Here is an 18,064-nt window from a genome sequence, read left to right on the forward strand (position 1 = left end):
GCTCCCGAAGCAGCAATGCCGCCATGGCTGCCCTCCGGTTCCGCTTCGCTCCACCTACGGACAACCATGGCACCGGAGACGGTTCTGCACTAACAATCAACACGGACCACTCAGTGGGGGCCGGTCAATAAACATCTTTCAATATCGTTCTACGATTTCGTGATATGAGACCGATCGATCATTTTGTATTGATGATGGACGAAACGCTTGTAGAGCGGTACTGAACGGATGTTCGGGAAAGACCCGGAAATGAGACCGGGCAGAAAGAGATTGGGCAATGGCGACGCGGTTGAAGGACATGGCAGACGAACGGAACCCTGAAGCGGACGTTCTCAGGACCGATGCCGGAAGCGCGGCCGACAAAGTCTCCGAAGCCATCATCCGGGGCATCCGCGCGGGCGTGTTCGTGCCCGGCCAGCATCTCGTCGAACCGGATCTGACGCAGCGGCTGGGGATCAGCCGGGGCTCGCTGCGCGAAGCGCTCAAGCACCTTGCGGCGGACGGAATCGTCACGCTCAACCGCTATCGCGGCGCCTATATCGCCACGCTGGACCGCAAGGCGGTGCTCGATCTGCTGCAGACGCTGGAGCCCCTCGCCTGCCTCGCCGCGCGACTCGCGGCCGAGCATTGCGACACCGACGAGAAGCGCCGCCAGATCGTCGAGGCCGCCAACGCCATCGACGAGGCCAACCGCAACCACAACCGCGCGCTCTATCTGGAGCAGCGGCGCCAGTTCTATTCGGTGCTCGTCGCGATCGGCGGCAACGGAGAGCTTGAGCGTGCGATGCCGCTCACCCGCACCGACCTGTTCCGCGCGCAGATCGAATCGATCCAGTCGGAAAAACAGCGCGTGCGCCATGCCTCGGGCTACAGCAAGATCGCCAAGGCCGTCGCGGAGAACAACGTCGGCGCCGCCGACCGCGCCGTCCAGCGCCACTTCGCCGGCACGCGCAGCACGATCGAGGAACTGCCCGCAGCGGCCTTCGCCAGCTTCGCGTCTTAATCTTAGATCTCGTCACCCGCGAGCGCAGCGAAGCAACCCAGGGCGGCATAAACCGCCCTGGGTTGCTTCGCTGCGCTCGCGGGTGACGAAGTAGGGTGATGCCTTCAACTGGCGCAACCTGAGCAGCGTCGGAACATCTGCGCTGCCGCCGCTCACCCTGAGCTTGTCGAAGGGTCCAAGCACAACACGATTTTCTATAGACTAAATCGTCGGACGATTTAAACAGATCAGCGGGACAGGAACAAAAAGGCGAAGCGCGATGATTCGCATTCTCGCGGTCTATCCGAACGACGCTGGCAGCCGTTTCGACGGCGACTATTACCGGCACCGCCACGCGCCTTTCGCGCACCGTCTGCTGGTGCCGTTCGGGATGGACAGCGTGCGCACGGTGCTGGGCGAAGCCGCGCTCGACGGCACGTCTCCGGCTTACTGGGCCGTCTCGGAAATGCTGTTCGCCACGCGCGCCGCCTTCGACGAGGCCATGGCGCAATGCGGCGCGGCGCTGTTCGCCGACCTTCCCAACTACACCACCGTCACCCCCGTCCTGCAGGTCGGCACGCTGGCGGAAGAAGACATCAAAGAGGGAGCCTGAAATGAATTCGACACTGCTGAACACGCCGGTGCGCTACGTGCGCAATGCGATGGAAGACATCGGCATGATCACGGCGCTCGACGAGCATCTCAACCACCAGATCGTCGATACGTTCGCCTCCGTCAGCACCTCCGAACTGAGCTGGACCGAGAAGATCTGGACCGCGATCGTGCGCAAGGACGGCACCATGGGGGTCGATTTCGGGCTCGGCCGCTACCATAACCGCGGCGTTCTCGACGGCTGGGCCGCGATCTCGCGCGGGAGCGAGCAGTGGACCGTGCGCGCCAACCGCGAACTGCGCGATGACCCGCTCGTCACCGAGGCCGGGCCGCTGAGCTACGAGGTCATCGAACCGCTGCGCCAGGTCCGCTTCGCCTGCGCCGCCAACGACCAGCAGCCGATCGCCTACGACATCACCTTCACCTCGGAAATGCCGCCGTTCTTCGAGGACCGCCACAAGCAGCGCGAGAAGGACGGTTTCCGCATCGGCTCCGACGTGATCCGCTATCACCAGATCGGCACCCCCTCGGGCTGGATCGAGGTCGAGGGCGAGCGCATCGAGATCAACCCCGAGGAATGGACCCAGTACCGCGATCACTCCTGGGGCACCCGCCTCGACGTCGGCGCGCACAATGCCGACGTGCGCCCCACTTCCGACTTCGGCGACGTCAAGTTCGGCCAGGGCGAGTTCGTGCTGATCTGGAGCCCGTTCATGCTCGTCTCGCCCAGCGGCGAGAAAGTCGCCTATCACATGTACTTCCAGTCGAAGCAGGGGCGGATCTTCTACTCCTCGGGCTACCGCAACAACCCGGACGGCACGCAGGAGAAGATCGCCCGCGTGCGCCCCGAACTGCGCTTCGACGACCGCACCCGGCGCCTGCTCGGCGGTCGCCTTCACTTCGACATGCTGCAGGGCGGATCGCACACCATCGAGGTGGACGTGGTGGGCACTTCGGGCGTCCACCTCGGCCCGGGCCTCTACCTCGGCTTCGACGGGCGCAAGCACGGTTCGTGGCATGGCCCGCTGACGGTCGAGGGCGAGAAGTTCGACGACACGCTGGATCGCAAGACGCTGGAGCGCATCCGCCAGCTGCGCGACTGCCCGATCAAGGTGACCGAGGGCGACTGGACCGGCTACGGCATCATGGAAACCATCATCCACGGCGCGCATCCCGAACTCGGGCTGACCGCCGAAAACTCGCTGGTCTGAGCCGCCATGGCGCGCGATACCGACAAGCTGGCAGCCGGGCTTCGCGCCTGGCTGCCGCGCGGAAACCGGGTGACGGGCGTGAAGACCCTCTCCGCCGGCCACTCCAACGAGACTTATCTGGTCGAGGGGATCGACGAGATCCTGCGCATGCCCCCGTCCGAGGAGGGCCTGCTGCCGCCTTACGACATGGTGCGCCAGCACGCGGTGCTGAGCGCCGTGTCCAAGGCTGCACCGGGGGTGCCCCTACCCCCGGTGCTGGAGCTATGCGACGATCCGCAAGTGCTGGGCGACCCGTTCTTCCTGATGGGCCGCATCGAGGGCGAGGCGTTCGAATATGCCGTGCCCGACTGGCTCACCGCCGATCCGGCGGACGGCGCCGAAAGCGTCTGCCGCCAGTGGTTCGACGCGATCCTGGCGCTGCACCGGATGCCGGTATCGGCGATGCCGCCGGGTGGCCGCACCGTGCTGGAGGAAGCGCAGCACTGGCTGGACGTGGCGCGCGGCGCCGACTCGACGCCCGGTCTGGTCGCGGTGCTGGAGGATCTGGTGGCCCGCCCGCCGCGCACCTCCGGCCCGCCCACGCCGGTCCACGGCGACCCCAAGCACGGCAACTGCATGTGGCACCGGGGGCGCATCACCGGCCTGCTCGACTGGGAGATGGCGCAAGTCTCAGAACCGCTGGTGGACCTTGGCTACGTGCTGATGTTCCACGATCAGGGCGAGGCTTCGCTGGCGAATGCCGGGTTCGAACTGCCCGGCTGGTGGTCCGCCGGACGCATGGTCGAGGAATGGGAGAAAGGCACCGGCCGCACCGCCGTCGATGTCGATCGCTATGCGGTGCTGGGTCAGGCGAAAGTGGCAGCGATCATCTCGGTCGGCGCATTCCTGTTCGAGACGGGCCGCATCGCCGACCCGCGCTTCAAGGCCTTCGCGGCGCTGATCCCCTCGTACGTGGCGCTGCTGGAGAAACGGGCGATGGTCGCGGGGTGACCTTGCGGCAGGAGCGAGACGGCATGGACCGCCTCGCTCCTGTCACCGATCAGAACGCCGCGTCTTCCAGCGCCATCATCGACGCCTTGCCCGCCTTGATCGCAAGGAACGCCGCCGTCGCCTGCGGCAGGATGCGGTCGAAGTAGAACTGCGCGGTCGCCAGCTTGGCCTTGTAGAAACCCGCGTCCTCCGCACCTTCGCCCAGCCTGTCCCGCGCGATCAGTGCCGACTTGGCGAAGCAGTAGGCCATCGCCACCAGCCCCATCAGCCGCAGGTAGTCGGTCGCCGCAGCGCCCGCTTCCTCGGGATCCTTCATGCCCTTCTGGGCGATGGTCCCGGTCGAAAGCTGCAGCGCGCCGAACGCCTTCTCCAGCGCGGCGATCATCGGTGCGAACTGCGCATCCGCCTTGTTGGCCTCGACGAAGGCCGACACCGGATGGAAGAAGCTGCGCAGATAGCGGCCCATGTGCGCGGGCATCTTGCGCCCGACCAGATCGAGCGCCTGGATGCCGTTGGTGCCCTCGTAGATCATCGCGATGCGCGCATCGCGGGCGTACTGCTCCACGCCGCTCTCGGCGATGTAGCCGTGGCCGCCATAGACCTGCACCGCCAAATTGGCGCTTTCGTGGCCGAGGTCGGTGAACAGCGCCTTCACCACCGGGGTCATCAGCGCGATGAAGTCCTCGGCGTTCTGCTTCACGGCGGGGTCGGTGGCGTGCTTCTCGGCATCGAGCGCGCGGCTGACCCAGCCGCCCAGCGCGCGGCAGCCTTCGTTGTAGGCGCGCATCGTCATCAGCATGCGGCGCACGTCGGGGTGGACGATGATCGGGTCGGCCGGGCCGTTCGGGTTCTTGACGCCCGACAGCGAGCGGCCCTGCAAGCGGTCCTTCGCGTAGTAGACCGCCGACTGGTAGGCCGCCTCGCCCACGCCGAGCCCCTGCACGCCCACCGAGACACGCTCGGTGTTCATCATCTTGAACATGGCCTCCATGCCCTTGCCCGGCTTGCCGACGATCCAGCCGGTGGAATCGTCGAAGTTGAGCTGGCAGGTGGCCGAGGCCTTGAGCCCCATCTTGTGCTCGATCGCCGCGACCGAAACGCCGTTCGACGGACCGGGGGTGCCGTCGTCCTTGGGCAGATACTTCGGCACCAGGAACAGGCTGATCCCCTTCACACCCTCAGGCGCATCCGGCAGGCGCGCCAGCACCAGATGGATGATGTTGGGCGTCAGGTCATGCTCGCCCGCCGAGATGAAGATCTTGGCGCCGGTCAGCTTGTAGGAGCCATCCTCCTGCGGCACGGCTTTCGTGCGCAGCATGCCCAGATCGGTGCCGCAGTGGGGCTCGGTCAGGCACATCGTGCCCGACCACTCGCCCGAGACCATCCTGGGCAGATAGAACTGCTTCAGATCGTCGCTCGCATAAGCCTCGATCGCGGTGGTGCCGCCGTGAGTCAGGCCCGGGTAGAGACTGAACGAGAGGTTGGCCGAGCAGATCATCTCCTCGGTCATCTTGTTCACCGCTTCGGGAAGGCCCTGCCCGCCCCACTCGGGGTCGGACGCGAGCGCGCACCAGCCGCCGTCGCGGAACATCTCGTAGGCTTCCTTGAAACCCTTGGGAGTGCGCACGACGCCGTTTTCCAGCACGCAGCCCTCGATGTCGCCGGAGCGGTTGAGCGGCAGCAGGACTTCCTGCGCCACCTTGGCCGCCTCTTCGAGCACGGCGTCGACGAGGTCGGGGCTGAATTCCTCCAGCGCCTCCAGATTGCCGAAGCCGTCGTCCTGATGGAGTTCGTGGATCACGAACCGCATGTCGCGCAGGGGCGCCTCATAGACTTGCATGTGTCACTCTCCTCGCGGGGTCGGGGTGGTCTGCCACCTTTTCCGACCTTGCGTTTAAATCCGTCGTTCAATTCACCGTCACCCTGAACTTGTTTCAGGGTCCATTTCGCCGCCTGCCCCGAAGGTCGCTTCACCAACCGAGCGGCGCGGTTTGCGATCTCACGCCGCAGGTCAAGCGGCCCGATGGACCCTGAAACAAGTTCAGGGTGACGGTGGGGGAATGGGCGATGTTGGGTGGCTCGCTCATTCCCCTTGCCGTCAATTGCGCAGCGGCTTGCCGGTTTCGAGCATGTGCTCCACCCGGGCGATCGAACGCGGGCTGCGCACCAGCCGCATGAACGCCTCGCGCTCCAGCTTGAGCAGTTCCTGTTCGCTGACCACATCGACCAGATCGGCCTCGCCGCCGGTCAGCACCGTCGCCAGCGCGTCGGACACCACCATGTCGTAGTCGGTCGCCTTGCCCTGCTTGCGGAAGCCCTCGGCCGCCATCGACAACGCGGTGCGGCCACTCTCGCCGGGCAGGCGAAAGTGCGGGGCCTCGCGCGGCTTGTAGCCATCGACCAGCGACAGTGCCTTCTGCTTGGCATCGTAGAGCAGGCGATCGCGGTTCATGGTGATCGCATCGTCCGCGCGCAGGAACAGCATCTCCTTCGCCTGCGCGGCCGACTTCGATACCGAGGCGGTGGACACCGTCTCGAACACCTTGGCCACCGCAGGCATCGGCCCCTTGGGCATCATCGGATTGCTCTGCCAGCGGTCGAGCAGTTCGCCATTGCCGCCCCAGCCCGGGACAAGGCCGACACCGCATTCGACGAGGCCCATGTACAGCTCGGCATGGGCCTGGATCGCGTCGCAGTGGAGCAGGATTTCGCACCCACCGCCCAGCGCCATGCCCGCCGGCGCGCCGACCACCGGGAACGGCGCGTACTTGAGGCCCTTGTACGCCATCTGCCCACCGGCGACGAGCTTCTCGATCTCGCTCCACGCGGCGATGTTCACCGCGAAGATCGCGAGGCCGAGGTTGGCCCCCGCCGAGAAGTTGTCGGCGTCGGTGTAGACGACCAGAGCCTTGTACTTCGATGCCACCAGCGGGATCGCCTCGACGATCAACTTCATGACCTCGCCGTCGAGCGCGTTCATCTTGCCGGTGAATTCGAGCGCGGTGACACCGTCGCCGATATCCCACAGCGCGGCGGAGGCATTCTTCAGCAGCGGTTTGCCTGCCAGCTTCACGTCGGCGAGGCTGAGGACGCCTTGGGGGCGCTTAATGTCCCCGTAGGTGCCGTTGAGTGCCAGTGCCTGTCGCACCCCGTTTTCGATGCGATAGAACGGCCTGTCGCCCGCGACCTTCAGGATTTCCGGGACGGGTTTTCCTTCGGATTCAAGGCGCTGCGCCAGCCAGGCGGCGCCCAGCTTGTCGATCATCTCGAACGGCCCGGCCTTCCAGTTGTAGCCGAGCTTCATCGCATCGTCGATCGCCACCACATCGTCCGCCGCCGACGGAATCAGCGAAGCCGCATAAGCCAGCGTCCCGCCCAGAACCGCCCAGGCGTACTCGCCGATCGGCCCCTTGATCTCGACGAGCGCGCGCAGGTCGCCGCGCGATGCCTTGCCCGAGGGACCGGCGGCGCGGATGGTCTCGCGGTATTCGCCGGTCGCAAGGTCGATGGTCTCCTTACGGCGGCCCATCTCCTTGTTAAGGCGGTAGAATCCGCCCTTGCCCTTGCGGCCGGTATAGCCGTCGGCGATCATCTTTTCGATCAGCGGATGGCTGCGCGCGATGGCGTGGTAGGGGTCGTCCTTGGGCAGCGTCGAGGTCAGGCTGGCCTGCAGATGCGGCATCAGATCGATGCCGACGAGATCGACGAGGCCGAAGATCCCGGTCTTCGGCACGCCCATGGGCTTACCCGCGACGGCATCGGCCAGTTCGACGCTCAAACCTTGGTCGAAGGCCGCGTTGAGGCCCAGCTGAATCCAGTAAGTGCCTATGCGATTGGCAATAAATCCCGGCGTGTCCTTGGCCTTCACCACCGTCTTGCCCATCGCCACGTCGGCGAACTGCTCGACCTTGGCGGCGACACCGGCGTCGGTATCCGGCCCGGTCACGATCTCCAGCAGCCGCATGTAGCGCGGCGGGTTGAAGAAGTGGGTGATGAGGAAGTCGCGCTTGAATGCGTCAGACCGGCCATCGACCAGCTGCGCCAGCGGGATCGTCGAGGTGTTGGACGACACCGCCGTGCCCTCGCGCTTCACGGCCTCAAGCCTCGCATAAAGGCCCTGCTTGATGTCGAGACGCTCGATAACCGCCTCGATCACCCAGTCGCATTCGGCAACCTTTTCAAGGTGATCCTCGATGTTGCCGGTCTCGACCAGCTTGGCTGCACTCTTGCTCATGAAGGGCGCAGGCTCGGTCTTGAGCATCTTCGCCACCGCGCCTTCGGCCACGGCATTGCGGTTGCCGCCTTCCTTGGGCACGATGTCGAGCAGCAGCACCGGCACGCCCGCATTCGCGACCTGCGCGGCGATCCCGGCACCCATGGTGCCGGCACCGATGACGCAGACTTTCGTGATGGACTGGCTCATTCCACCGCCTCCAGAACGGTGGCGATGCCCTGACCGCCGCCGATGCACTGGCTGGCGAGCGCATACTTGCCGCCCTCGCGCTTGAGCAGCGAAGCCGCCTTGCCGACGATGCGCGCTCCGGTCGCGCCGAGCGGGTGGCCGATGGCGATCGCGCCGCCGTCGATGTTCACCTTGGCGGCGTCGAGGCCGAGGTCCTTGATGCAGGCAAGTGCCTGGGATGCAAAGGCTTCGTTGAGTTCCACGACGTCGAGGTCACCGGCGGAAATCCCGGCGCGCTCCAGCGCCTTCTGGCTCGACAGGATCGGGCCGAGGCCCATCGTCTCGGGCGCGCAGCCGGAGATCGCGACCGACTTGATGCGGGCGAGGATCGGCAAGCCGTGAGCGCGCGCGTATTCCTCGGTGGTGACCAGAACCGCGCTGGCGCCGTCGGTCAGCGGCGAGGACGTGCCCGCCGTCACCGAACCGGCCGCATCGAACGCGGGCTTGAGACCGGCAAGAGCCTCGGCCGTGGTTTCGGGGCGAATGGTGCCGTCCTCGCTGACCGGACCGGCCTTGGTCTCGATCGTCACGATCTCGTCTGCCAGCTTGCCCGCATCGCGCGCGGCGGCGGCCTTGTGCTGGCTTTCGACCGCCATCGCTTCCTGCTCGGCGCGGCCGATCTGGTACTTGGTGGCGACGTTCTCGGCGGTCTCGCCCATGCTGACGTAGGCATTGCCCTTCTTCATCAGCGCCGGGTTGGGGAGCGGATTGTAGCCGCCCATCGGAATGCGGCTCATCGATTCGACGCCGCCGCAGACGAACACTTCGCCCGCGCCGATGGCGATCTGGCCCATCGCATAGTGGATCGCGCTCATCGAGGAACCGCAGAACCGGTTCACCGTCATCCCCGCGACCGAGATCGGCAGGTCCGCCAGCAACGCGATCAGGCGCGCGACGTTAAAGCCTTGTTCTCCCTCGGGAAACGAGCAGCCGATCACCACGTCCTCGATGTCGGCCGGCTCCACGCCGGTCTTGGAAATCAGCCCGCGGATGACCTGCGCGGCAAGGTCGTCGGGACGGACGTGGGCGAGCGCGCCCTTGTTGGCCAGGTGAAACGGCGAACGGGCGTAGCCCGCGATCACGACGCTTTGCATGCATTCCTCTCCATGGGCGGACCCGGCCGGCTTGAGTGCCGAATCCCTATCGATCCTCGTTCTCCCGAACGTCTTCCCTTAAGGTGCGAATCTTTCCCTATACGTCAAGTAAATTTTGGGATATGCCGAGTCTCGTTCCGGTTCGGGATCGACGGTCGCTTGCGAAGGGTGACTCGGTTCCGGGACAAAAGAGAACGCGGGTGAGAGATGGAGAGGTCGCAGATGCACTTCGTAAAACACGCCATGCTGGCTTTGGTTTCCGCCGCCGGCATTGCCAGTCCCATTGCAGTGGGACCGGCCTGGGCCGCCGACGCCAATTCGGTGATCGGCACCTGGCGCACACCTTCGAAGCACGGTGTCGTCGAGATCGAGCGCTGCGGCGGCTCGATCTGCGGAAAACTGACGTCCTCCGACAACATCCAGAAGAATCCGGACCTGAAGGACGTCAACAACAAGGACACGTCCAAGCGCGATCGCAGGCTCAAGGGCGTGCAAATGCTGGGCGGGTTCAAGCAGGACAGCAGCACCTGGTCCGGCGGGACCATCTACAACCCGGAGGACGGTGGCACCTACAAGGCCACCATCACCCCCACCGGTGCCGACAGCCTCAAGCTGAAGGGCTGCATCGTCTGGCCCTTGTGCAAGACGCAGACGTGGACGCGGATCAAGTAAGCCGCTCGACGGTTATATTCGCGCCAAAAGCAAACGTTTAGGGAGAGTACCCAATGCATACCAAGACCAGCCGCATCGTTCTTGCCGGTGCGACCAGCGCCGCCGCCCTGTTCTGGGCGGGATCGGCCAGCGCCCAGGCTTTCTACCTTCAGGAACAATCCGTACGCGGCCAGGGCCGCGCGTTCTCCGGTGAAGCGGCCGACACCGGTGTCGATTCGCTGTGGTGGAACCCGGCCTCTATCGCGGGAATGCAGGGCGGCGAGGCATCCGTGCGTGCCAGCGCGATCCTGCCGCGCGGCAAAGTCGTCGACAACAACACGCTGATCGTACGCCCCGGACAGCCCGCAGCCTCGGTCGGCGGCGAAGCGGTCGCGAAGAACCCGATCGACAACGGCTATCTGCCTTCGGGCGCCATCGCCTATGGCTTCGGGCGCGTCGCGGTCGGCCTGTCGCTGACGGCTCCGTACTCGTTCACGACCGACTACGACGAGAACAGCTGGGCCCGTTACAGCGCCGACAAGACCAAGCTGCGTACGTATGATATCCAGCCCTCGATCGCGGTCGAAGTGGCCAAGGGCCTCTACATCGGCGGCGCGGCGAACATCGAGTACGTCGATGCGACGCTGGGCAACTACCTGCCCAACCTTTCGCCGCTGCTGGCGGACGGGCACCAGACGCTCAAGGGCAACGGCTGGGACGTGGGCTGGTCGGCCGGCATGCAGTTCCATGACGGACCGGTCTCGCTCGGCCTCGCCTACAAGTCGGCGATCAAGCACAAGCTCGACGGCTCGGTGACGTTCGAGGGGCTGCAGGGTCCGCTCGCGGTACAGAACGGCTCGATCGACGCGACGGCCAAGTTCAGCACGCCGTGGCAGATCATCGGCAGCGCCCGCGCCAAGGTGAGCAAGAGCCTGACACTCAACGCCCAGGTCGTGCGCATGGGCTGGAGCGAGTTCGATTCGATCGACCTCGGCGCGCCGCTCAACACCTCGATCCCCGAGAACTATCGCAACAGCTGGACCTGGGCGATGGGCGTGGATTACGACATCAACCCGCAGTGGACCTGGCGTGCGGGCGTGCAGCGCGGCATGACCCCCACGCGCAACGGCCAGCGTGACGCGCGCGTGCCGGACAGCAACCGCTGGAACTTCTCGACCGGCACCAGCTATGCGCTGGGCTCGAACTTCACCATCGACGCGGCGGCGTCGTACATCACCTTCAAGGATGCCACCATCGACCGGACCACTGCCGCTTACGCCGGCACCGCCGTGCAGACGCCGATCCTGGTGGACGGTTCGCTGCAGGACGCTTCCGCCCTGGTCTTCTCCCTCGGCGCCCGGGTAGGCTTCTGATGGGGGCCGCGGCGCAGATCGGAGGAACGATGTCTCCCGAAACTTCTTCTCAGCCGGTGGCGGAAGAGATGCCGCCGATCGCGCCGCGGTTGCTGACCGACCTGCTCGATCATGCGGTGGCCGCCCATGGCGGCTGGCCGGCGATCGACTTCATGGGTCGCAAATGGACATATGCCGAGGTCGGCGCGCTTTCGAGGCGCGCCGCCCGCGGCCTGCAGGATCTGGGCGTGACCAAGGGTACGCGCGTAGGCCTGTGCCTGCCCAACACGCCTTATTACGTCATCGCCTATTTCGCGGTGCTGAGCATCGGCGGCGTGGTGGTGAACTTCAACCCGCTCTACACCGAGCGCGAGATGGCGCACCAGGTCACCGATTCGGGGTGCGAGGTGATGATCGCCACCGATCTCGCGCTGTGCCTGCCCAAGCTGGAGCCGCTGGTCGGCAAGAGCTGCCTCAAGCGCGTCGTCGTCTGCCCGTTCGCCGACGCCTTGCCCGCGATCAAGCGGCGCGCCTTCCTGCTGTTCAAGCGCGGCGACATCGCGCACGAACCGCATGACCTGCGCTATGCGCGCTGGGCCAACCTGATCGCGCGCGACGCCGAACCGGATCCGGTCGAGCGCTCGCCGAACGACCTGGCGGTGCTGCAGTACACCGGGGGCACCACCGGCACCCCCAAGGGGGCGATGCTCAGCCATGCGAACCTCGCCGCCAACTCGGCGCAGATGATCGCGCATGTCGGCCACATGCCCGAGCAGCAGGAACGCACCCTCGGCGTGCTGCCGCTGTTCCACGTCTTCGCGCTGACCACGGTGCTGAACTACTCGGTCGATACCGCCGCCGAGATGATCCTGTTGCCGCGCTTCGAGATGAAGTCGTTCCTCGCCACCGCGAAGCGGACGAAGCCGACGCAGTTCTTCGGGGTGCCCACGCTCTACACCGCGCTCAACCACCAGCAACTCCACGGCGAGTTCGACCAGACCCGCGTCTGCATATCGGGCGGCGCTCCGCTACCGCTGGAAATCCGCCGCGAGTTCGAGCAGCGCACCGGCGTCAACGTCGTCGAGGGCTACGGCCTGTCCGAGGCCAGCCCGATCATCGCCTGCAATCCGCTGGAAGGCCTGGTCAAGGACAACTCCTGCGGCCCCGCCTTCCCCGGCACCGCGCTGGAGATCCGCGACCCGGCAGACCCCTACCGCATCTGCGCCCCCGGCGAGAAAGGCGAGGTCTGCGCGCGCGGCCCCCAGATCATGAAGGGATACTGGAACCGCCCCGAGGATACCGAGAAGACCTTCATCTACGGCGCGCTGCGGACCGGGGATATTGGCTATCTCGACGAGGACGGCTATCTGTTCCTGGTGGACAGGATCAAGGACGTGATCCTGTGCGGGGGTTACAACGTCTATCCGCGCGTGATCGAAGAGGCTCTCTACGAGCATCCGATGGTCGCCGAAGCGGTCGTGATCGGCGTTCCGGACGCCTATCGCGGACAGGCGCCCAAGGCGTTCGTGGTGCTGCATGCGGGGGATATCTTGGATCAGGATACATTGCTGGCCTTCCTGCGCGAGCGGCTGAACAAGATCGAGATTCCCGCCTCGATCGAGTTCCGCGACTCGCTGCCCAAGACGATGGTAGGCAAGCTTTCCAAGAAGGATCTCGTCGCCGAGGAAACCGCCAGGCGTGAAGGCGGCGCCTCTGCCGGTGCCGGCGCTTGAGCGCCGCTCCCGCCCCCGACCTTCCCCAGCTCCTGGGCATTCAGGAGGCCGCGACGCTGCTCGGCGTGACGATGCGGACCTTGCGCTTCTACGAGGACAAGGGCCTGATCGCGCCGCAGCGCGCGGGCACCACGCGCATCTACTCGAAGCGCGAGGTCGGCCGGATGCAGCTGATCCTGCGCGGCAAGCGGCTCGGCTTCTCGATCCGCGAGATCAAGGAATTCCTCGACCTCTACGACGTCGATCCCGAGCACCAGGAGCAGGTCCGCGCGCTGAAGGCCAAGGTCGGCGAGCGGATCGCCGACTTGCGCAAGCAGAAGCGCGCCATCGACCAGACGCTGGAGGAACTGCTGTCGATCGAGCGTCAGGCGCTGGCCTGGCTCGAAGGCTCTCCGTTGAGGCCAGTCGATGACTGATCCTGCAACGGCCGTAGCAGAACTGCGTACGCTGCTCGAAGTCGAGGAGATCGACACCGACCTCTTTCGCGGCGGCGCCTCGGAGGAGCGGCCCGGCCGGGTATTCGGGGGCCTCGTGGTGGCGCAGGCGCTGGCGGCGGCCGCGCGCGATCTTGCCGGGACCGGGCGGGAGGCCCATTCGCTCCATGCCTATTTCCTGCGCGCCGGCGACACCACGCGGCCGATCATCTACCGCGTCCTGCGCGATTTCGACGGCGGCAGCTTCGCCAATCGCCGCGTCGTGGCGATGCAGGGCGGAAAGCCGATCCTCAATCTCGCCGCCTCGTTCCACCGGTGCGAGGACGGCTTCGCCCATGCCGCGCCGATGGCCCCGGCCCCCGCGCCCGAGGATTGCCCCGACCTGGTCACCGCACTGAAGGCCGCCGGCCAGAGCTTCCCACGGGCCATGCTCGACCGGCTGGCCGCGTTCGACATTCGCCCGGTTCCGCCTGCGTCCGAGGCCTCGGACATTCCCCGCCAGGCCTTGTGGTTCCGCCTTGCCGCTCCGATGGACGGGGACGATGCGCTAAGGCGGGTCGTGCTCGCCTATGCAAGCGACTTCGCGCTGGTATCGACGGCGGTGCTGCCCCATTCCAGAGGCGTGTTCACGCCCGGACTGCAGATCGCCAGCCTCGATCACGCCGTCTGGTTCCACGCGACACCGGCAGTCGATAGCTGGCTGCTCTACACCATGGACAGCCCCTGGGCCGGCCACGCACGCGGCTTCGCGCGCGGTTCGATCTACGACCGGGACGGCCGGCTGGTCGCCAGCGCCGCCCAGGAAGGGCTCTGCCGCGTGGTCGAGAACGGGAAAAGCTGAACGCCGCCTAGTCGCGCGGTCGATCCTCTATCCCATGGATCCTGAGTATCTGCGTGGCCACTTCCTCGATGCCGAGACGCCCGGGGCGATACCAGTCCCCCGCCGCATTCAGCGAGGCGAGCAGGACGATACGGTAGATGGCGCGGTCCACGCCCGCCGGCAGGGGCGCCGCTTCCACCAGGTCCACGAACAGCGCCTCGAAGGCATCGCGCCGGACGACGAGTTGAACCCGTACGGCGTCGGGCACCGCGCGCAGGTCGTTCATCAGCGGCAGCGTCAGCGATGCGGGATCGAGCTGGATCGCCAGCAGCACCCGGCATGCCGTCGCAAGGCGCGCCATGGGATCCTCGACCAGGGCCACCGCCGCGCGGATGCGGTCTTCGGCCGCCTGCAGGGCGCGGTCGTGGATCCGCACGAACAAAGCGTCCTTGCTCCTGATGTAATGGTAGAGCGAGCCGCCCAGCAGGCCCACCCGCTCGCCGATGTCGCGGATACTGGTCGCCGCATAGCCACGCTCGGCGAACAGCCCCGCCGCTGCCGCCAGCACCGCCTCCTCGCGAGAGGGTGCCAGGGCGTCCGCCGGGGGAGGATGAGCTTCGTTCATGCACTCGCGATGGCCGCTCGTACCTGGATCGGCAAGGCATTTCGATGCATTCCGCAGCCTTTCGCTTGATTGTAACGATCGTTTGATACAATGCGTAATGACAGATGCGGAGACGATGATGCCCACGACTTACCAGCCCCCGGTTCCGACCATGCGCTTCCTGCTCGAGCATGTTCTCGATTTCGATGTCCAGATGGCAGCGCTGCCGGGGCTTGAGGAGGTCAACGCCGAAGTGGCGGCGGAAGTGCTGGCGATGGCCGGGCGGCTGTGCGCGGAACGGCTGGCACCGCTCAACCTCCCCGGCGACGCCGCGGGTGCCCGGCTGGTCGATGGCGAAGTGGTCACCGCCCCGGGCTTCGCGGCGGCCTATGCCGAATTCGTCGAGGCCGGCTGGCCCGGTCTGGCGGGCGACCCGCAATACGGCGGACAGGGCCTGCCGCGCACTGTGCAGATCATGCTCGACGAGATGGTTTCGGCCGCCAACCTCTCGTTCGGATTGTTCCCAGGCCTCACGCGCGGGGCGGCGGAAGCGCTCGCCGCACATGGATCCGAGGAACTCAAGGACACGTACCTCGGCAAGCTGGTCACCGGCGAATGGTGCGGCGCCATGGCGCTGACCGAAGCTTCGGCCGGAACCGACCTCGGCCTGCTGCGCACCCGGGCCGAGCCGCGCGGGGATGGCAGCCATAGCATCACCGGCACCAAGATCTTCATCTCCTCGGGCGACCAGGACTTCGGCAACAACATCGTCCATCTCGTGCTCGCGCGCCTGCCCGATGCGCCTGCGGGCGTGAAGGGCATCAGCCTGTTCCTCGTGCCCAAGTTCCTGCCGGGCGCCACCGGGACTTTCGACGAGCGCAATGCGATGTCGGTCGGCGCGCTCGAGCACAAGATGGGCATCCATGCGCAACCCACCTGCGTCATGAACTATGACGGCGCCACCGGATGGCTGGTCGGCGAGGCGGGGCGCGGCCTCAACGCCATGTTCACGATGATGAACGCCGAGCGCCTGTTCGTCGGCATCCAGGGCCTCGGCCTTGCCGATGCGGCGACGCAGAACGCCGTCGCCTATGCCCGCGAACGCCTGCAAGGGCGGACCGAAGGCCGGCCCGGCCCGGTGCCGATCATCGCCCATGCCGACGTGCGCAAGATGCTGCTGTCGTGCCGGGCCTTCGTCGAACCCGCGCGCGCCCTCGCCGCCTGGACCGCGATCCGCATGGACGTGGCCGACCGGCACCCGGACGCCCCCACGCGCGCCGCCGCCCATGCCGACGTCGCCCTGCTCACGCCGGTCATCAAGGCGGCCTTCACCGACTTCGGCTTCGAGACCACCGTGCTGGCGCAGCAGGTCTTCGGCGGCCACGGCTACATCCACGAGGCCGGGATGGAGCAATTCGTGCGCGACGCGCGCATCACCCAGATCTACGAGGGCACCAACGGCGTGCAGGCGACGGACCTCGTCGCACGCAAGGTCACGCTGGACGGCGGTGCGCCGCTGCGGGCCTATCTCGCCGGCATCGCCGCCGATCTCGACGCCGCAGGCGAAACCGGGGCCCTCGTCGCGGCGATGCGTCCCGCGCTGGCGCTGCTCGAGGAAGCGAGCGCTGCTATCGCTGCCGCAAGCGGGGACGGCGACGTGCTGGGGGCCGCCGCCACAGAGTATCTCTCGCTGTTCGCCGTGGTCTCGCTGGGCTGGATGTGGGTCCGCATCCTCGCTGCCGCGCCCGCGCTCGAAGACGAGCGCATGCGCCGGACTTACGACGCGCTCGCCGCCTTCTACGCCAGCCATGTCCTGCCACGCGCGAACCTCCACGCGACACGGATCGCGGCCGGCGCCGCCACGATCATGGCGCTGGAGGACGATCTGTTCTGACCGCGCGTCACTCTACCGCGCGGATGGAGCGCCACGGCGAATAGTCTTGGCATCACCCGCGCCGGGCAACCACTGACCCTCATGCGACTTATGCATACAAAAGCACAGTGGGAGCGACGATGAGAATGGTCAGGGTGCCTTTTGCCTGAAGTGCGCGGGGAAATGGAAAGCCGGCGTTCCGACGCGATCCGTATCGCGCGGGTGCTGTGCATCAGCGGGATCGTCTACGTCCATGCATGGACGGGGCTCTCGGGATACGACCTGCAACTGGCGAGCGGGACACCGCAGGAAACCTTGCGGTGGATCCTCATGGAGGTGTTCGGGCGCAGCGCCGTGCCGCTGCTCGGGCTGATTTCGGGCTGGCTGGTCGCGGGCTCCTCACGCACGCGCCACTGGGGCCCGCACGTCACGCGCAAGGCCCGCACGATCCTCTTGCCGATGGTGTTGTGGAACGCGCTGGCGATCGTCCTCGTCAGTGGCGCCGCCTGGCAGTTCGGGCTCGCCGCGCCGATGCCGCAATCGTGGAACTGGCTGGTCGAGGAACTGTTCATCGTCACGCATCCGCCCGACATCAACGTGCAGATGCCGTTCCTGCGCGACCTGTTCCTGTGCATGGTCGCCGCGCCGCTGCTGGTGCGCCTGCCCTCGCCGGTGCTGGCGATGATCGCGCTCGCCGCCGCCACCTGTCATGTGCTCGGCCTTGGCCCGCCGGTGATCCTGCGCGCCTCCATTCCGATGTTCTTCTCGATCGGCATCATCGCCCGCCGCGCCGGACTTGCCGAGCGGATCGGCAACTGGCCCGCGCTCGCCGCGCTGCTTCCATTCGGGGTGCTGATGCCGCTGCACCTTTACGTTTCGATCGGCGATGCCCGCCCGTTCGACGCGGCCTCGACCGCCGCGATGGACCTCACGGCGCGGGTGGCCGCCTCGCTGGCCGCATGGTGGGTGGCGTGGACGCTCGCCGCCACCCGGGCCGTGCCGGTGCTGCGCCGGATAGAGCCGTACATGTTCTTTTACTTCTGCGCGCACCTCATCCTGATCTGGCTGTTCGGGCCGATTCTGGGCAAGGTGACCGGCCCGCTCGGATCGCCGCTCTATCCGGTCTACCTGATCGTCCAGCCGTTCCTGATACTGGGCGCCGTGGTGCTCATCGCGCAGTTGCTGTTGAAGGTCGCTCCCCGTGCCGCCGGAGTGCTCAGCGGCGGGCGGCTCAAACGGGCCTGAA

Annotated in this window: 16 protein-coding genes; 12 read left to right on the forward strand and 4 right to left on the reverse strand. The window is 66.5% G+C overall.

What is annotated here, in order from left to right; all coding sequences use genetic code 11:
* The 5 genes from V2S85_RS13700 to V2S85_RS13720 form a co-directional block, all read left to right on the forward strand.
* Positions 1-93, forward strand: a 93-nt coding sequence (locus tag V2S85_RS13700; RefSeq protein WP_330703511.1) for an integrase catalytic subunit, incomplete at its 5' end; no start/stop codon positions are given.
* 184 nt (positions 94-277) lie between these two features.
* Complete coding sequence (locus tag V2S85_RS13705; RefSeq protein WP_330703399.1) at positions 278-1,003, forward strand: GntR family transcriptional regulator; 726 nt, start codon at positions 278-280, stop codon at positions 1,001-1,003.
* Positions 1,004-1,262: 259 nt separating this feature from the next.
* A complete protein-coding gene (locus V2S85_RS13710; RefSeq protein ID WP_330703400.1) occupies positions 1,263-1,595 on the forward strand; it encodes an EthD family reductase in 333 nt (110 codons plus the stop codon).
* A 1-nt stretch (position 1,596) separates the two neighbouring features.
* Positions 1,597-2,805 carry a hypothetical protein gene (locus tag V2S85_RS13715; RefSeq protein WP_330703401.1) on the forward strand — a complete coding sequence of 403 codons (1,209 nt, stop codon included), beginning with the start codon at positions 1,597-1,599 and terminating at the stop codon, positions 2,803-2,805.
* A gap of 6 nt (positions 2,806-2,811) precedes the next feature.
* Positions 2,812-3,795: a phosphotransferase family protein gene (locus V2S85_RS13720; protein ID WP_330703402.1), complete on the forward strand. Its 984-nt coding sequence runs from the start codon at positions 2,812-2,814 to the stop codon at positions 3,793-3,795.
* A 49-nt stretch (positions 3,796-3,844) separates the two neighbouring features.
* Here V2S85_RS13720 and V2S85_RS13725 read toward each other — a convergent pair whose 3' ends face one another.
* The 3 genes from V2S85_RS13725 to V2S85_RS13735 all read right to left on the reverse strand — a co-directional run bounded on the left by V2S85_RS13725 (position 3,845) and on the right by V2S85_RS13735 (position 9,351).
* Positions 3,845-5,635: an acyl-CoA dehydrogenase C-terminal domain-containing protein gene (locus V2S85_RS13725; RefSeq protein WP_330703403.1), complete on the reverse strand. Its 1,791-nt coding sequence runs from the start codon at positions 5,633-5,635 to the stop codon at positions 3,845-3,847.
* A 258-nt stretch (positions 5,636-5,893) separates the two neighbouring features.
* Positions 5,894-8,218: a 3-hydroxyacyl-CoA dehydrogenase/enoyl-CoA hydratase family protein gene (locus V2S85_RS13730; RefSeq protein ID WP_330703404.1), complete on the reverse strand. Its 2,325-nt coding sequence runs from the start codon at positions 8,216-8,218 to the stop codon at positions 5,894-5,896.
* Entirely contained in the window at positions 8,215-9,351 is a 1,137-nt protein-coding gene (locus tag V2S85_RS13735; protein ID WP_330703405.1) for a thiolase family protein, read from the reverse strand. The genes V2S85_RS13730 and V2S85_RS13735 overlap by 4 nt, the downstream gene beginning before the upstream one ends.
* A gap of 222 nt (positions 9,352-9,573) precedes the next feature.
* On the opposite strand from V2S85_RS13735, the gene V2S85_RS13740 reads away from it, so the two are divergent.
* From V2S85_RS13740 to V2S85_RS13760, 5 genes are read left to right on the forward strand one after another with little or no spacing between them, the layout of a single operon-like run.
* Complete coding sequence (locus V2S85_RS13740) at positions 9,574-10,023, forward strand: DUF2147 domain-containing protein (RefSeq protein ID WP_330703406.1); 450 nt, start codon at positions 9,574-9,576, stop codon at positions 10,021-10,023.
* A 53-nt stretch (positions 10,024-10,076) separates the two neighbouring features.
* On the forward strand, positions 10,077-11,375 hold the full coding sequence (locus tag V2S85_RS13745) for an OmpP1/FadL family transporter (RefSeq protein WP_330703407.1): 1,299 nt from the start codon (positions 10,077-10,079) through the stop codon (positions 11,373-11,375).
* Between the two features lie 29 nt (positions 11,376-11,404).
* The gene (locus tag V2S85_RS13750; protein WP_330703408.1) at positions 11,405-13,087 is read left to right on the forward strand and encodes a long-chain fatty acid--CoA ligase; all 1,683 of its coding nucleotides are present in this window, start codon (positions 11,405-11,407) and stop codon (positions 13,085-13,087) included.
* The gene (locus tag V2S85_RS13755; RefSeq protein WP_330703409.1) at positions 13,084-13,503 is read left to right on the forward strand and encodes a MerR family DNA-binding transcriptional regulator; all 420 of its coding nucleotides are present in this window, start codon (positions 13,084-13,086) and stop codon (positions 13,501-13,503) included. The genes V2S85_RS13750 and V2S85_RS13755 overlap by 4 nt, the downstream gene beginning before the upstream one ends.
* A complete protein-coding gene (locus V2S85_RS13760) occupies positions 13,496-14,362 on the forward strand; it encodes an acyl-CoA thioesterase (RefSeq protein ID WP_330703410.1) in 867 nt (288 codons plus the stop codon). The genes V2S85_RS13755 and V2S85_RS13760 overlap by 8 nt, the downstream gene beginning before the upstream one ends.
* Positions 14,363-14,369: 7 nt before the next feature.
* Here the strand turns inward: V2S85_RS13760 and V2S85_RS13765 are convergent, their stop codons facing one another.
* Complete coding sequence (locus V2S85_RS13765) at positions 14,370-14,966, reverse strand: TetR/AcrR family transcriptional regulator (RefSeq protein ID WP_330703411.1); 597 nt, start codon at positions 14,964-14,966, stop codon at positions 14,370-14,372.
* Positions 14,967-15,084: 118 nt separating this feature from the next.
* On the opposite strand from V2S85_RS13765, the gene V2S85_RS13770 reads away from it, so the two are divergent.
* Complete coding sequence (locus tag V2S85_RS13770; RefSeq protein WP_330703412.1) at positions 15,085-16,839, forward strand: acyl-CoA dehydrogenase family protein; 1,755 nt, start codon at positions 15,085-15,087, stop codon at positions 16,837-16,839.
* 162 nt (positions 16,840-17,001) lie between these two features.
* The gene (locus tag V2S85_RS13775) at positions 17,002-18,063 is read left to right on the forward strand and encodes an acyltransferase (protein WP_330703413.1); all 1,062 of its coding nucleotides are present in this window, start codon (positions 17,002-17,004) and stop codon (positions 18,061-18,063) included.
* Position 18,064 lies beyond the last annotated feature (1 nt).

The organism is Novosphingobium resinovorum, from assembly GCF_036352595.1.
Taxonomy (GTDB): Bacteria; Pseudomonadota; Alphaproteobacteria; order Sphingomonadales; family Sphingomonadaceae; genus Novosphingobium; species Novosphingobium resinovorum_B.

Excerpts from the sequence above, each read along its gene's own strand:
- V2S85_RS13705 (WP_330703399.1), top strand. The coding sequence starts at position 278 with ATGGCGACGCGGTTGAAGGACATGGCAGACGAACGGAACCCTGAAGCG.
- V2S85_RS13710 (WP_330703400.1), top strand. The coding sequence starts at position 1,263 with ATGATTCGCATTCTCGCGGTCTATCCGAACGACGCTGGCAGCCGTTTC.
- V2S85_RS13715 (WP_330703401.1), top strand. The coding sequence starts at position 1,597 with ATGAATTCGACACTGCTGAACACGCCGGTGCGCTACGTGCGCAATGCG.
- V2S85_RS13720 (WP_330703402.1), top strand. The coding sequence starts at position 2,812 with ATGGCGCGCGATACCGACAAGCTGGCAGCCGGGCTTCGCGCCTGGCTG.
- V2S85_RS13725 (WP_330703403.1), bottom strand. The coding sequence starts at position 5,635 with ATGCAAGTCTATGAGGCGCCCCTGCGCGACATGCGGTTCGTGATCCAC.
- V2S85_RS13730 (WP_330703404.1), bottom strand. The coding sequence starts at position 8,218 with ATGAGCCAGTCCATCACGAAAGTCTGCGTCATCGGTGCCGGCACCATG.
- V2S85_RS13735 (WP_330703405.1), bottom strand. The coding sequence starts at position 9,351 with ATGCAAAGCGTCGTGATCGCGGGCTACGCCCGTTCGCCGTTTCACCTG.
- V2S85_RS13740 (WP_330703406.1), top strand. The coding sequence starts at position 9,574 with ATGCACTTCGTAAAACACGCCATGCTGGCTTTGGTTTCCGCCGCCGGC.
- V2S85_RS13745 (WP_330703407.1), top strand. The coding sequence starts at position 10,077 with ATGCATACCAAGACCAGCCGCATCGTTCTTGCCGGTGCGACCAGCGCC.
- V2S85_RS13750 (WP_330703408.1), top strand. The coding sequence starts at position 11,405 with ATGTCTCCCGAAACTTCTTCTCAGCCGGTGGCGGAAGAGATGCCGCCG.
- V2S85_RS13760 (WP_330703410.1), top strand. The coding sequence starts at position 13,496 with ATGACTGATCCTGCAACGGCCGTAGCAGAACTGCGTACGCTGCTCGAA.
- V2S85_RS13765 (WP_330703411.1), bottom strand. The coding sequence starts at position 14,966 with ATGAACGAAGCTCATCCTCCCCCGGCGGACGCCCTGGCACCCTCTCGC.
- V2S85_RS13770 (WP_330703412.1), top strand. The coding sequence starts at position 15,085 with ATGCCCACGACTTACCAGCCCCCGGTTCCGACCATGCGCTTCCTGCTC.
- V2S85_RS13775 (WP_330703413.1), top strand. The coding sequence starts at position 17,002 with ATGGAAAGCCGGCGTTCCGACGCGATCCGTATCGCGCGGGTGCTGTGC.